Consider the following 14454-nt stretch of genomic DNA (forward strand, 5'->3'; position numbering starts at 1 on the left):
CTTAGTCCTTGTAGTTGCGCTGTGCGGGGTGTACGAACTCGAAGTTCAGCGGCTCCTTGGTCATCTCCGGAACCTGGTCCATGCCCTTGTACTCCCAGACGGCGGCAAAAGTGAAGTGTTCGTCATCACGCTTGGCTTCGCCCTCTTCGGTCTGGTGCTCGACGCGGAAGTGACCGCCGCAGGACTCCTCACGCTGCAGGGCGTCGCGGGCCATCAGTTCGCCCAGTTCGAGGAAGTCGGCCAGACGCAGCGCCTTCTCCAACTCGACGTTGAAGTCGTTCTCGCGACCTACGACGCGGACATCCTTCCAGAACTCCTTGCGCAGGGCCTGAATCTCGGTGATGGCCTTCTCGAGCGACTCCTTCGTACGGGCCATGCCGACGTTCTCCCACATGATGTGGCCGAGACGCTTGTGGATGTCGTCCACCGACTGTTTCCCGTTGATCGAGAGCAGTTTGGCGATCTTTTCACGCACGCCCTTCTCGGCCTCGTCAAAGGCCTTGGTGTTGGTGTTGACCTTCGGGGCCTGGATCTTGTGCGAGAGGTAGTCGCCGATGGTGTAGGGCAGCACGAAGTAACCGTCGGCCAGACCCTGCATCAGGGCCGATGCACCCAGACGGTTGGCGCCGTGATCCGAGAAGTTGGCCTCGCCGATGGCGTACAGACCCGGGATCGTGGTCATCAGGTTGTAGTCGACCCAGATACCGCCCATCGTATAGTGTACGGCGGGGAAGATCTGCATCGGCTGCTCGTAGGGGTTCACGTCGGTGATCTCCTCGTACATGTCGAAGAGGTTGCCGTAACGCTGCTTGATGCGGTCCTTGCCCAGACGCTCGATGGCGGTCTTGAAGTCAAGGAAGACGGCCAGACCGGTCTCGTTCACACCGTAACCGGCATCGCAGCGCTCCTTGGCGGCACGCGAGGCCACGTCACGCGGCACGAGGTTACCGAAGGCCGGGTAGCGGCGCTCCAGATAGTAGTCGCGATCCTCTTCGGCGATATCCGACGGCTTCTTCTTGCCGGCGCGCAGGGCCTTGACATCCTCGAGTTTCTTCGGAACCCAGATACGACCGTCGTTGCGCAGCGACTCGGACATCAGCGTCAGTTTCGACTGCTGGTCGCCGTGAACGGGGATACACGTCGGGTGGATCTGCGTGAAGCAGGGGTTTGCGAAGCCGGCGCCCTTGCGGTAGCACTGGAAGGCGGCCGAACCGTTCGAGGCCATGGCGTTGGTCGAGAGGAAGAAGACGTTTCCGTAGCCGCCCGTTGCGAGTACGACGGCGTGTGCTCCGTGGCGCTCGATCTCACCCGTTATGAGGTTGCGGGCGATGATACCGCGGGCCTCACCGTCCTCGATGACGATGTCGAGCATCTCGTGACGCGGGTAGCTCTTCACCGAGCCGGCGGCGATCTCCTTGTTCAGGGCGGCGTAGGCACCCAGCAGGAGCTGCTGACCGGTCTGGCCGCGGGCGTAGAAGGTACGCGAAACCTGGGCGCCGCCGAACGAACGGTTGGCCAGCAGACCGCCGTATTCGCGGGCAAAGGGGACACCCTGGGCGACACACTGGTCGATGATCAGGTTCGAGACCTCGGCCAGACGGTAGACGTTGGCCTCACGGGCGCGGTAGTCGCCGCCCTTGATCGTATCGTAGAAGAGACGGTATACCGAGTCGTTGTCGTTCTGGTAGTTCTTGGCCGCGTTGATACCGCCCTGAGCGGCAATCGAGTGGGCGCGGCGGGGCGAATCCTGAATGCAGAACACCTTGACGTTGTAGCCGAGTTCGCCGAGCGAAGCGGCTGCGGAGGCACCGCCCAGACCGGTTCCGACGACGATGATGTCGAGTTTGCGCTTGTTGGCGGGGCTTACGACCTTGATAGCTGCCTTGTGGTTGCTCCATTTTTCGGCGAGCGGTCCGGCAGGGATTTTAGCATCTAATTTTAAAGCCATATCGTTTGTATGTTTATTGTTCTACAATAGCAGGATTGATCAGCAGGCGCCCGACATGCAGGGGCAGAGGAAGTAGACGAGTACCACGATGGCGAAGCCCAGGAAGACGATCGTCGCAACGATGTTGGCGATGCACTTCAGACGGGGATACCACGTGTCGTTGGCCCAGCCCACGCTCTGGAACATCGACCATACGCCGTGGGTGAGGTGGAACCACAGGGCGACGAACCATACGAGGTAGATCACCACGTAGTACCACTGCGAGAAGGTGTAGCGGATCAGCGCGGCGCCGTCCGTAGGGCTGTAACCCAGCGAGTTGGTGTGCTGCCCCATGATCTCGACGAGCTGCATCTTCGACCAGAAGTTGAACAGGTGGAGCAGCAGGCCGACCAGGATGATGACACCCAGTACGAGCATGTTCTTCGAAGCCCAGTCGACGCCCGGCTCCTTCACGGTGACGGCGTAGCGCTGCTTGCCGCGGGCCTTGTAGTTGCGCAGGGTGAGGATGATGGCGTAGATGAAGTGGATCAGCACGCCGAGGGCCAGGACGACGGTTCCGGCCAGGGCGTACCAGTTGGCACCGAGGAACTCGCAGACCGCATTGTAAGCCTCCGGCGAGATGATTGCCGTGACGTTCATCGACATGTGGAAGAGGATGAAGAGCACGAGGAAGCACCCCGTCACGCTCATTACTAACTTCTTGCCAAGCGAGGAATTAGATAGAAAACAGCTCATAATGTTTTGAAATTTGTTATTTTTGTTAAAGATTTGTGTCCCGTCGTGTTGTGTGGCCGCTTTTCTGACAGTGGTGTCGTTTATGGGTTCGGGTCGGGTTTCGGCCCGGGTTTCCCGGCAAAGATGACGCCAGAACGTTCGGAATCCGGAGTTCGGAGCGAAGTTCCGGGCGAGGAGTCTCGGCGCGGGATTGTTCGCCGCAAAGATAGCCATTGTTTGCGGAATAACAATAGAAACGGGCAGGAATTTTATCGACACAAGGAGGGTTTTATGACTAAAAATGAACTGCGCAGGGCGATGCGCGCACTGAACAGGGGATTGGACGCTGCCGAGCGGGCCGCGGCATCGGCACGGATTGTCGAACGCATGGAGTCGCTGCCCGAATTTGCGCGGGCGCAGACCGTGGGGCTCTTCTGTTCGATGCGTGACGAGCCCGACATGCGGGAGGCCCTCAGCCGGTGGTGCGGCGTCAAGCGGCTGGTGGTGCCGCGGGTCGAGGGGACGACGATGCGTTTTTTCGAGTACGATCCGCAGACGCTCTTTCCCGGCGCCTTCGGCATTCTCGAACCGGGGCCGTCGGCCATCGTGTGCCCTCCCGAGGAGATCGACCTGCTGCTCGTCCCCGGTGTGGCCTTTACGGCCGGGGGGCTCCGTTGTGGACGCGGACGAGGCTATTACGACCAGTATCTGTCGCTGGCGGGGTTCCGGGCCGTAAAGATCGGCATCTGCTTTGCCCACCAGCTGGTCGACGCCCTGCCTGCCGAGCCGCACGACATCCGCATGGACCGGGTTGTGACGGATCGTTGAGGCGAGAGGCGGAAGGGAGTAAGAACACTTTGCCGGAGTGTGTGCAATTAATTTCGCCGGGAACGGGTTTTTCCCGGCCGCGAATGATACGAAAACCATGAAAAAGAGACGTGTGGCCCTGGCGCTTGCCGGAGGTGGTGCGAGGGGTGTGGCGCATATCGGCGCCATCGAAGAGCTGGAGAGTCAGGGATATGAGATTGCGGCGGTGGCCGGGACCTCGATGGGGGCCTTGGTCGGCGGCATGTATGCTGCGGGACACCTCGACGCCTTCAAGAAGTGGATGTGTTCGTTGGACAAGTACCGGGTCTTCGGACTGGTCGATTTTACGCTCAGTGCCGAGGGACTGGTCAAGGGCGAGCGGGTGATTCATGCCATGCAGGAGCTGGTCCCCGACGTGCAGATCGAGCAGATGCCGGTTCCGTTTGCGGCCGTGGCGGCCGATCTGCTCACGGGCCGCGAGGTGGTGCTCGACCGCGGCGGTCTTTACGACGCCATCCGGGCTTCGATCTCCATTCCGTCGGTCTTTCGTCCGGTCCACCGCGACGGCATGGTGCTGGTCGACGGCGGAACGGTCAACCCGCTTCCGCTGAACCGGGTCCGGCGCGAGGAGGGCGATCTGCTCGTGGCCGTGGACGTAAGCGCCCCGTTCGGGGCCGATCCGATTCACCGGGCCAATGCTTCGTTCAATTATTATAAGGTGCTGATTGCCTCGTCGCAGATCATGCAGCAGCACATCACGCAGCTGATGTGCCGGCTTTACCGGCCCGACGTGCTGGCCCAGATGCCGGCCGACAGTTACGGTATGTTTGAATTCTACCGGGCGAAGGAGCTGGTCGCCGCCGGACGGAAGATGATTCGCGAGGTGCTGGCCCGGATCGGTGAAGGGGAATAGGCGCAGGGCCGGATCTGTCGGATAAGGGGAGGCTCGCAACCTATTTGCGGTCGCCTTCGCAGACGTAGGCGGCGATGCGGTGGCTGCGCTTGCCGAGCGGAATGCCGATGCCGAGGGTCAGGTTGGCCGAGCTCTGGCGCACGGGAACCCATTGCGGCGTGTGCTTGGTGATGAGCAGGTCGGTAGCCAAGAAGAAGTTGATCCACCCCGGGCAGAGGTTCAGACCCAGTCCAACGGCTCCGCCCCGGTTGTTGAGTACCGAGTAGCTGCCCGTGAGGGTAAACCAGCGCACCGGATGGAAGTTGACCGATCCGGTGAGGTTGTGCATCGTTTTGTACTCCCAGAAGCGCATCGAGTAGAAGAGTCCGAAGCCAACCCAGTGGTTCCAGAGTTCGTATTCGACGCCGGCGTTGATCGATGCCCGGAGCATCTTCGAGTTTGCAGAGCTCTCCACCTGGTTGAATTCCTGCATTTCGAGATCGAAATCCGGGGCCTGATCCGTCCCGTCATCGGGAACCGTGACGCCGACGAACTCGGCCTGCTGGGTCGAGACGCCCGAGACCGTGCTGTTCTTGTTCCATTTGATGAATCCCAGGTCGATGACCGCCAGCGAGGCTTGCAGTCCGGGCAGGATGTCGTACGTGGCGCCCAGATCGACGGCAAAGCCGTAGCCGGCCGGTTTGCGGGGTTTGAAGTTGAGGTCGCTCATTTCGAAGGTGCCGGTTTCGGGATTCGGCGTGACGGTGGTGCCGTCGGCCGTGACGTTGACCGTGCCGCGCGTGGTTACGGCCCAGCGGTCCTGCTGGAGCGAGATGTCGAACTGGTCGTAGTTGACCTGGGCCCGGGCGGCTCCGGCCAGTAACTTGCCGCGGACGCCGATGTAGAGCTTGTCGTTCAGCAGCGGGAACGAATAGTTGACGGCGGCTTCGAGATAGGCTTCGGTGGCCAGCCCGAAGTTGGAGATGCTGCCTTCACGTCCCTGTTTGAGGAATTCGAAGAGCGATTTGGGCAGGTTCATGTCCTCGTTGATGCGCAGCGACATGTCGAACGACCAGAAGTTCTTGTGGTTGCGGGTGAACTTGCCGATTCCGAAGAGGTTGATCCGCGTGTCGAGGCCCATGAGGTTGTTCTTGCGGAGGGTTCCGAGAGCCTCGGCCGACGATACGGAGTTGTCGAGCAGCGTGACGAGTTTTCCGTTGCGGGGGTAGAGGATGTTGTCCAGGGCGATGTTGCCGGACATGTTGACATTCATGCCGCCGATGACGGGTAGGTTGATGTAGCCGCGTAAGGGGGCGAAGGCCGGGTTGAACTGCGAACGGAAGGTCGAACCCTCCATGAAATAGGCCGTGGGGTTCTGGGCGGCAAGCGCCGTGGTGAGGAGCAGCGATGCCAGAAGAAGGTATGTTTTTTTCATGACGGGATGCTGTTTAGAGGTCGAACTTCAGGGCGCCGCGTTTGATCAGATACAGGTTGATCTGCATCTGGGTCTGCTGCTCCGAGGTGTTGTCGAAGCCTTTGCCGGGGTAGTATTTTCGGATGACGATGGGAATATCGACCCGGGCATTCTGGACGATCGTCCGCAGGTCGTTGGCCAGAAGCCGCGTCTCGGGCAGTGCGTTCTCGGGTGAGTTGGCCAGCACCGTCGTCGAGAACGAAACCTGCGTGTTGAGGAAACTGGGGGCGATCTCCAGCGTCAGGGGCAGGCGGTTGTCGATCTCGCCGGCCAGGTGGAGCGTATTCTTCGGATCGGGGGTTTCGGCCGGATCGAGGTTGTCGCAGAGCATGTTCACCACCTCGTCGCTCAGGTCGATGTGCCCGATTTCGTAGGAGAGGTCGTCCATGTTGACATCGAGGTTTGTCAGATAGTCGCCGGCCAGGCTTTTGACCTCCTGGCTCAGTGCGTCGCGCAGGACGGCATTCGAGGTGAAGGCCTCGACGAAGGCCTCCTTGAACTCCGTCTGGGAGACGCCCGGAAGGACTCCGGCAAAATCGTCATAGTAGTTCTGCTGCAGCAGCGTGGCTACGGCGTCGAGTTTCTCGGGGTTGGTGCCCATTTCGTCGAGCAGATCCGGGAGCAGGCGGTCGTTGACGTAGGTCAGGTCGTTGAGCAGACGCTGGACGTCCGCATAGGCTCCGTTTTCATCCGTATCGGGCAGTTGGGTCGGAAGCCACGTGTCGGCTTCGTTGAAGATCTGGTCGATACGCACCTGGTCGTTGCTGTTGATGTCTGCCAGGGAGACGTACACTTTGGCCAGCGGAGCTTCGAAACGCGAGGTTTCGTCACCGATGGCGATGTTGTCGGTGTTGATGTTTGCGAGGTCGTAGTCGTTGTCGATGCAAGCTGTCGCAAAGACCCCGCACAAGAGTAAGAGTTTCCTCATATTTATCGAGTTGATGGATGATCGAGTCGCAAAGATAAATAAATCGGATAAAATGAACAATGTGTCGGCCGTTTTTGTCTGGTTTCATTTTCGTGGGATATTTGTTACATTTGCAGTCGGTATGAGCGAAACGGTCAAAAACTCGCTGAAGGAGCAGGTAGCCCTGCTCCCGCTGTCGCCGGGGGTCTATCAGTTTGTGGACCGCACGGGGACGATCATCTATGTGGGCAAGGCCAAGAGCCTGCGCAAGCGGGTCTCGTCGTATTTCGTCAATTCGAAGGAGCACAGCGCCAAGGTGCGGGTGCTGGTGCGTCAGATCGTCGAGATCCGCCACATCGTCGTCGGCAGCGAAACCGACGCCCTGCTGCTGGAGAATTCGCTCATCAAGACCCTCCAGCCGCGCTACAACATTCTGTTGAAGGACGACAAGACCTATCCGTGGATTGTCGTGCGGCGCGAACCCTTCCCGCGGGTGCAGTCCACGCGGCAGCTCGTGCGCGACGGTTCGCAGTATTTCGGCCCCTACGGCTCGGTGATGATGCAGCACAGCGTGCTGGAGTTCATTCGCGAGGTGGTCCCGCTGCGGACCTGCAAGCTGAACCTCTCGCCCGAACAGATTGCCCGCGGCCGCTATTCGGTCTGCCTGCAGTACCACATCGGCAACTGCAAGGGACCCTGCATCGGGACTCAGAGCGAGGAGGAGTACGACCGTCTGGTGGAGATGGTGGTCTCGGTGCTGAAGGGCGACCTGCGCCCCGTGCGCAAGTACCTCGAGGGGGAGATGACGCGGGCGGCCGGCGAGCTGAAGTTCGAACAGGCGCAGCGCTACAAGCAGCGTCTCGACGCGCTGGATCACTACGCCGGCAAGTCGGTGATCGTCAGTGCGCGGATTGTCGACGTGGATGTCTTCTCGCTGCTGCCGGACGACGATGTGGCGTGGTGCAACTTCGTGCGGATCCGCCACGGTTCGGTGGTGGGCGTGCAGACCGTCAAGCTCTCGACGGGCGTCGAGGGCGACGAACGCGACATGCTGACACTCGGCATTCAGTACATGGTTGAGAATGTGGCCGGCGGGGAGTTGGCCCGGGAGGTGATCGTGCCGTTTCTGCCCTCGACGACGCTGCTGTTCGACGGGGTGACCTTCACCGTGCCGAAACGCGGAGAAAAGCTCGACCTGCTGGAATTTTCGCGCAAGAGCGCCCGCATCTACCGCGCCGAGCAGCTCAAGAACCTCGAGATCCGCAATCCGGAACGGCATACCGAACGACTGATGAATGCCCTGCAGAAGGAGCTGCGGCTCGATCGTCCGCCGCGTCACATCGAGTGCTTCGACAACTCGAATCTTCAGGGTTCGCATCCCGTGGCGTCGTGTGTGGTCTTCCGCGACGGAAAGCCCTCGCGCAAGGAGTACCGCCACTTCAACATCAAGACGGTGGAGGGTCCGGACGACTACGCCTCGATGCGCGAGGTGGTCTACCGGCGGTACAGCCGGCTGCAGGTCGAAGGGGGCGAGATGCCCGACCTGATCATCGCCGATGGCGGCAAGGGGCAGATGGGGGTGATTCACGAGGTGCTGGAGGCCCTGCAGCTCGACATCCCGATCGCCGGCCTGGCCAAGGATGACCGGCACCGTACGGCGGAACTCTATTGCGGTTATCCGCCGCTGCTGGTCGGGCTGCGTCCCACCTCGCCGCTGTTTCACTTTCTGACGAGTATCCAGGACGAGGTGCACCGCTTCGCCATCACGTTCCACCGCCAGAAGCGGAGCAAGGCCTTTATCCACAGCGAACTGGAGCAGATCGAGGGGGTGGGGGCGAAGACCATCGAGACGCTGCTGCGCCACTTCCGCACGGTGGAGAAGGTCCGTGCGGCCAATCCCGAGGAGTTGTCGGCACTGATCGGTCCGGCGCGGGCCCGGCGTGTGCGGGACTATTTCGAGAACGGGAAGTGATCCCCGATGTCGGCCTTTCGGCGGCGTTCCATCGGCAGCGGCTGTGAAAACGGGCCTGCGGGAAAATAATTGGCGGAAAATTCTTGGAAGCGAGGAATTTTTTCTATCTTTGTCCACCCGATTCGCCGCAGGAAGCGGTAATCAGCCCGGATGGCGGAATCGGTAGACGCGTTGGTCTCAAACACCAATGACAGCAATGTCGTGCCGGTTCGACCCCGGCTCCGGGTACCAGGAAAATCGCTTAATCTGTTGATACATACGGATTAAGCGATTTTTATCTTTCGGATTTTCCCCACATTTTTTTACCCCTCCCCACACACATGTGTTGTGAAAGGTTATATTATCGAGCTAACAAGTAATATTCTGCAGCAGTTTGAATCCTGGCCGGTCGATTCTGGTACTATTCGACATGCAAGCCTGCGAAGAGCGGCAACAGGAACAACGGCACAGTAGGAAAAGACAGAAAAAGCGAGGCGGTAAATGATGCCGCTTGTTGGACGAATGGCTATTGTCCGAAGAAAAACAACAGACACAGGGGCAGATAGTCTTTTAGGGCGTGTCGCAGAATTTGCAGGGCGGACTGTATCTCCGATGTGACCCTCCGCACTGAAATATCGTACCGCTCAGCAATCTCTGCATAGGTCAGATGTTCGATGCGGCTTGCGAGAAATATTTCGCGTGTACGCGCCGGCATTTTGTCCAGTTCCGTCCTGAAAATATCCAGAATCTCATTGCCGAGCAGTTTGTCGAACAGATCGTTCGAAGACAACGACTTGATCGAAGACTGTACGAGTTGTATGTCGGTGGGCGAAAGTTGCCGGTGGCTGTTTAACTGCCGCAAGTATAAGAAGCAACGGTTACGTACGCACATGTAGGCATACCCGCGCATATTGGTTTCGTCCGCCAACTCCCCTCTTCGCTGCCAAATGCGGACAAAACAGTCCATAACGATATCCTGCGCCGCATCCATATCCCGCACGTAGGAGAACGCGATGTCGATGAGACGTGTGTTGTTTTCGGAAAAGAATTTTCCGAAATCCTCGGGATTGAATATAGAGCCGTTGCGCTGCAAATCGAAATTTTATGCAAAGATAGTTTTTTTTGGACACATGCATTGCATTTGAATTTTTAAATAAATTTTGTAAATTATTAAATAAATTTATTTGATGCGAAAAGCGTTTTTTCGCTGTAAGACTTCCCTGTTTATGTGTTTTGTAATAAAAATGTAATAAACATATTAAATAAAACGGAGTGGAAACGGAAATTTTGCATAAATACCTGAGCGGGATGACGACACCGGAAGAGGAGACTCAAATTGCGGAGTGGCTCTCTGCCGACCCGAATAACCAGAAAGAGATGGATACGGCCCGGTTCTTGTTCGACTCGGTCAAACTTTACGGAGACAAGATGCAGCCCACTCAGCGGCGATCGCTCGTAAGGTGGCGGACAATCGGTCGCTGGGCCACGCAAATCGCTGCGGCAGTCATGATTGCCATAGGGGCCGGATTCTTCGCAAACAGATATTCGATCGGCGAATTATCCGATAAGCACCACTCCATTTACGTACCTGCGGGACAACGTATGGAACTTACGCTGGCCGACGGAACACGTATATGGATGAACTCCGAGTCCCGACTCGAATATCCGATTATGTTTGCACAGGATGTCCGGCGCGTGAAATTGATCGGAGAAGCCATGTTCGAAGTCGCGCACGATGAGTCTCATCCGTTTATTGTGGAGACTTTCGCTTCGGATGTCCGGGTGCTCGGTACAAAATTCAACGTCGATGCGAACGAAGCGCACCATCGGTTCTCGATAACCTTGATGGAGGGTTCGGTGCGGATTTCGAACCGGCTGGACCCAAGCCAGGCGAATATCGTCATGAGACCGAATGAAAAGGTCGATCTCATCGGAAACTATTTATACACGTCCAAGCTCGACGATTACGATTCTCCATGCTGGTTGAACGGACAGCTCGACATTACGGGGCTGTCGTTCGCCGAACTGATGGAGAAGATGGAACAGGCATTTGCCGTCCGGGTAGTCATCAAACGCAGCTCTTTGCCTTCGACCGCCGGCATCGGCGGCAAGATCCGCATAAATGCTGGGGTCGGCAATGCATTCAGGTGGCTGCACTCCTTGTTGAACTTCGATTACGAGATAGATGAAGCGGAGAATACGATAACGATCAAATAATCCGAATGTAAACCTAATCCATACTGCCTATGATGAATCCAGAAACGTAAAATTCCGGATATCCGACAAAAAAGCCTGCGAAGTGGAAGTTCGCAGGCCCGGTAAAAAGATCGGATGTCTTTAGCTAATCACACGAATCTAATTACCAAATTTTTTCACAAAAGTATGAATAAAACAGCGTTCTCCCAAAAAATAGGAAAACTGTTTGAATTAGCATTCATCCTGCTTTTAAGTCTGAGCGTTACCGTTGTAAGAGCGCAGGATAGTGGTATCACGCTTAAAATGCAGGACGCCACCGTGGCTCAAGTGATGAAAGCGATTGAAAATCAGTCGCATTATGTGTTCCTTTATAAGAACTTGGACACCTCCCGGAAGGTGAGCGTCGATATCCGAGATAAGCGCATTGACGAGGTGCTGGATATCGTATTCAAAGATCTAAATATTTCCTACAAGATCGACAATCTTCAAATTCTGCTGTCACAGAAAAAGTTCGATAACAAGGCTCCCGCAACGATTTCGGGATTCGTAACCGATGTTTCGCAGCAGCCTGTCATCGGCGCGAGCATCATCGTAAAAGGTACGACGATCGGTACGACCACCGATGTCGACGGCAGCTACAAATTGCAGCTGCCCCGATCGGCCGAACCGCTGATTCTGATCGTCAATTATCTCGGTTACACCCCTGTCGAGGTAGCCGTGAACAACCGCACTTCCATCGATATCACGCTGAAAGAGGATACGGTCAATGTCGACGCCATTGTTGTGACGGCTCTCGGCATCAAGCGTTCGGAAAAGGCGCTGTCTTACAACGTGCAGTCGGTCGACTCCGAGTCGATCCTCGCAAACAAGGATGTCAACTTCATCAACTCGCTCTCGGGAAAGGTGGCCGGTCTGACGATCAACGCTTCGGCCGGCGGTGTGGGCAGTGCCTCGAAAGTGGTCATGCGCGGCCAGAAGTCGATTACCCAGTCGTCGAATGCGCTCTACGTCATCGACGGCGTACCCATGTATACGACCGCGCGCGACGGCAGCACGGAGTTCGGCTCGCAGGGTACGACTGATCCCATCGCCGACATCAACCCCGAGGACATCGAGTCGATGTCGGTGCTGAACGGTGCGGCCGCTGCGGCTCTCTACGGTTCGGATGCCGCCAACGGTGCGATCGTCGTGACGACCAAGCGCGGCAAGGCGGGACATACGTCCATCACCGTATCGAGCAATACCGAAGTGTCGTCGCCATTCATCCTGCCCGAGTTCCAGAACCGCTATGGAACGGGCAACATCTATTTGAGCGAAGGTTCGATCGTACAGAGTTGGGGGCATCTGCTCAATGCGGCCAACAAATATGGCTACGACCCGCGCAAGGATTATTTCCAGACCGGCGTGACCGGCACGGAAAGCGTTTCGGTCTCGACTGGCACGGAGAAAAATCAGACCTACTTTTCCGCAGCAACGATCAATTCGCGCGGCGTGATTCCCAACAACACCTACGACCGATACAACTTCACGTTCCGCAATACGACATCGTTTCTCAATGACAGACTCAAATTGGACGCCGGTGCCAGTTACATCATTCAGAAAGACCGCAACATGACCAATCAGGGTTTGTACAATAACCCGCTGGTCGGTGCCTACCTCTTTCCGCGCGGCAACGACTGGGCCGATATCGAGATGTACGAGCGCTACGATGCTGCCCGTCGTCTGCATACGCAGTACTGGCCTGTGGGCGATGCCGGATTGGCGATGCAGAATCCCTATTGGATCAACTACCGCAATCTGCGAGAGAATCGCAAGGACCGTTACATGCTCAATGCGTCGCTCTCCTACGACATTCTCGACTGGCTCAACGTATCCGGCCGCATCCGCATCGACAACAGCAGCACGGCCTATACCGAGAAGTTCTATGCCTCGACCATCACGCAGCTGACCGAAGGTTCGAAGAACGGCCTTTACGGCATTACAAAGACCGAAGACCGTCAGGTCTACGGCGATGTGTTGGTGAACATCAACAAGTCTTTCGGCGACGACTGGTCGCTGCAGGCCAACGTCGGTGCTTCGATTTCGGATATGCGCTACGATGCCATGAAGAACCGCGGCCCGATTCCCGACGGCGAAGTCACCGACGAAAAGCCCATGCTGGCCAACGTCTTCAATATACAGAACCTGAGCAACACCTCCAAGACCGAACGGTTACAGGACGGCTGGCGTGAACAGACGCAATCGGTCTTCGCTTCGGCCGAAATCGGGTATAAAAACACCTACTTTCTGACCTTGACCGGCCGCAACGACTGGCCTTCGCAGCTGGCGGGCCCCCACTCGACCAAGACCTCGTTCTTCTATCCGTCGGTGGGTCTGTCGGTGGTGTTGTCGCAGATCATCCCGAACATGCCCGAGAATCTGTCGTACGTCAAGATCCGCGGCTCGTACGCTTCGGTCGGTGTTGCTTTCGAGCGCTACCTGGCCAATCCGCAGTTCACCTGGAGCAAAAGCGGTCTGAACTGGAGCTCGCAGACTCGCTTCCCGGTCTACAACCTCAAACCCGAGCGAACGAAGTCGTTCGAGATTGGTCTTACGATGCGCTTCCTGCGTCACTTCAACCTCGACGTTTCCTACTACGATACGAAAACGTCGGACCAGACATTCGAACCTACGATTTCGACCGGTTCGGGATCCTCGTCGCTGACCATTCAGTCAGGCGACGTGCGCAACCGCGGTGTCGAGCTGGCTTTGGGCTATAACAATACGTGGGGCAAGTTCTCGTGGGATACCAACTACACGCTCTCGGTCAACCGCAACAAGATCCTCTCGCTGGCCAACGATGTGGTCAACCCCGAAACCGGCGAACACTTTTCGGTCGACCAACTTGACATGGGTGGTCTGGGCGATGCCCGCTTCATCCTGCGCAAGGGCGGTACGCTGGGCGATTTCTATTCGCGCGTCGATCTGAAACGCGACAGCAACGGCGATATTTACACCAGCGAAAAGGGCGAGATCGCTACCGAACCGATCGCCGACGTGAACAGCTACATCAAACTCGGCAGCGTGCTGCCCGACGCGAATATGGCATGGCGCAACGACTTCCGCTGGGGCAACTTCGACTTCGGATTCATGGTGTCGGCCCGTCTGGGCGGCGTGGTATTTTCGCGTACGCAGGCCATGCTGGACTACTACGGCGTATCCGAGGCTACGGCTGCAGCCCGTGACCGGGGCGGCGTGATGATCAACGGCGACGATCTGGTCAATGCCAACAAGTGGTATACGGCAGTTGGTGGCGGCAACTCCGTGCCGCAGTACTACACCTATTCGGCCACGAACGTCCGTCTGCAGGAGGCCTCGATCGGCTACACCATCCCGAAAAAGAAGCTGGGCGACGTCTGCGAAATCACCCTCTCGCTCGTGGGGCGCAACCTGTGGATGATCTACAACAAGGCACCGTTCGATCCTGAATCAATCGCGACCACCGGAAACTACTATCAGGGTATCGACTACTTCATGATGCCCTCGATGCGTAGCTTCGGCTTCAACCTCCGACTCAAATTCTAAT

General features: G+C 57.4%; 10 protein-coding genes and 1 tRNA gene. 6 read left to right on the top strand and 5 right to left on the bottom strand.

Annotated elements, in window-relative coordinates; genetic code table 11:
- Position 1: 1 nt before the first annotated feature.
- A complete protein-coding gene (locus B5E60_RS02865; protein WP_087309385.1) occupies positions 2-1948 on the bottom strand; it encodes a fumarate reductase/succinate dehydrogenase flavoprotein subunit in 1947 nt (648 codons plus the stop codon).
- Positions 1949-1987: 39 nt separating this feature from the next.
- A complete protein-coding gene (locus B5E60_RS02870) occupies positions 1988-2683 on the bottom strand; it encodes a succinate dehydrogenase cytochrome b subunit (protein WP_087309386.1) in 696 nt (231 codons plus the stop codon).
- A 270-nt stretch (positions 2684-2953) separates the two neighbouring features.
- Here B5E60_RS02870 and B5E60_RS02875 point away from each other — a divergent pair, with 270 nt between their 5' ends.
- Together B5E60_RS02875 and B5E60_RS02880 are read left to right on the top strand one after the other, a co-directional pair.
- The gene (locus B5E60_RS02875) at positions 2954-3490 is read left to right on the top strand and encodes a 5-formyltetrahydrofolate cyclo-ligase (RefSeq protein ID WP_087309387.1); all 537 of its coding nucleotides are present in this window, start codon (positions 2954-2956) and stop codon (positions 3488-3490) included.
- 97 nt (positions 3491-3587) lie between these two features.
- On the top strand, positions 3588-4382 hold the full coding sequence (locus B5E60_RS02880; RefSeq protein ID WP_087309388.1) for a patatin-like phospholipase family protein: 795 nt from the start codon (positions 3588-3590) through the stop codon (positions 4380-4382).
- Positions 4383-4422: 40 nt separating this feature from the next.
- Here B5E60_RS02880 and B5E60_RS02885 read toward each other — a convergent pair whose 3' ends face one another.
- Complete coding sequence (locus tag B5E60_RS02885; RefSeq protein WP_087309389.1) at positions 4423-5796, bottom strand: DUF5723 family protein; 1374 nt, start codon at positions 5794-5796, stop codon at positions 4423-4425.
- Between the two features lie 13 nt (positions 5797-5809).
- Complete coding sequence (locus B5E60_RS02890) at positions 5810-6763, bottom strand: hypothetical protein (RefSeq protein WP_143260636.1); 954 nt, start codon at positions 6761-6763, stop codon at positions 5810-5812.
- Between the two features lie 121 nt (positions 6764-6884).
- On the opposite strand from B5E60_RS02890, the gene uvrC reads away from it, so the two are divergent.
- Together uvrC and B5E60_RS02900 are read left to right on the top strand one after the other, a co-directional pair.
- Complete coding sequence (gene uvrC, locus B5E60_RS02895; protein ID WP_087309391.1) at positions 6885-8714, top strand: excinuclease ABC subunit UvrC; 1830 nt, start codon at positions 6885-6887, stop codon at positions 8712-8714.
- Positions 8715-8858: 144 nt separating this feature from the next.
- Positions 8859-8945 (top strand) — tRNA-Leu (locus B5E60_RS02900).
- Between the two features lie 274 nt (positions 8946-9219).
- Here the strand turns inward: B5E60_RS02900 and B5E60_RS02905 are convergent.
- Complete coding sequence (locus B5E60_RS02905) at positions 9220-9786, bottom strand: RNA polymerase sigma-70 factor (RefSeq protein WP_087309392.1); 567 nt, start codon at positions 9784-9786, stop codon at positions 9220-9222.
- A gap of 179 nt (positions 9787-9965) precedes the next feature.
- Between B5E60_RS02905 and B5E60_RS02910 the strand changes: the two genes are divergently transcribed.
- Together B5E60_RS02910 and B5E60_RS02915 are read left to right on the top strand one after the other, a co-directional pair.
- Positions 9966-10910, top strand: coding sequence for a FecR family protein (locus B5E60_RS02910; protein ID WP_143260638.1), 945 nt, complete (start codon positions 9966-9968; stop codon positions 10908-10910).
- A 165-nt stretch (positions 10911-11075) separates the two neighbouring features.
- The gene (locus B5E60_RS02915; protein WP_087309394.1) at positions 11076-14453 is read left to right on the top strand and encodes a TonB-dependent receptor; all 3378 of its coding nucleotides are present in this window, start codon (positions 11076-11078) and stop codon (positions 14451-14453) included.
- Position 14454 lies beyond the last annotated feature (1 nt).

It is taken from the genome of Alistipes sp. An116 (genome assembly GCF_002161005.1).
GTDB lineage: Bacteria > Bacteroidota > Bacteroidia > Bacteroidales > Rikenellaceae > Alistipes > Alistipes megaguti.

What these genes read in the sequence shown, in the direction of transcription:
- B5E60_RS02880 (WP_087309388.1), top strand. Translation starts at nt 3,588, where the DNA reads ATGAAAAAGAGACGTGTGGCCCTGGCGCTTGCCGGAGGTGGTGCGAGG.
- B5E60_RS02870 (WP_087309386.1), bottom strand. Translation starts at nt 2,683, where the DNA reads ATGAGCTGTTTTCTATCTAATTCCTCGCTTGGCAAGAAGTTAGTAATG.
- B5E60_RS02865 (WP_087309385.1), bottom strand. Translation starts at nt 1,948, where the DNA reads ATGGCTTTAAAATTAGATGCTAAAATCCCTGCCGGACCGCTCGCCGAA.
- uvrC (WP_087309391.1), top strand. Translation starts at nt 6,885, where the DNA reads ATGAGCGAAACGGTCAAAAACTCGCTGAAGGAGCAGGTAGCCCTGCTC.
- B5E60_RS02915 (WP_087309394.1), top strand. Translation starts at nt 11,076, where the DNA reads ATGAATAAAACAGCGTTCTCCCAAAAAATAGGAAAACTGTTTGAATTA.
- B5E60_RS02885 (WP_087309389.1), bottom strand. Translation starts at nt 5,796, where the DNA reads ATGAAAAAAACATACCTTCTTCTGGCATCGCTGCTCCTCACCACGGCG.
- B5E60_RS02890 (WP_143260636.1), bottom strand. Translation starts at nt 6,763, where the DNA reads ATGAGGAAACTCTTACTCTTGTGCGGGGTCTTTGCGACAGCTTGCATC.
- B5E60_RS02875 (WP_087309387.1), top strand. Translation starts at nt 2,954, where the DNA reads ATGACTAAAAATGAACTGCGCAGGGCGATGCGCGCACTGAACAGGGGA.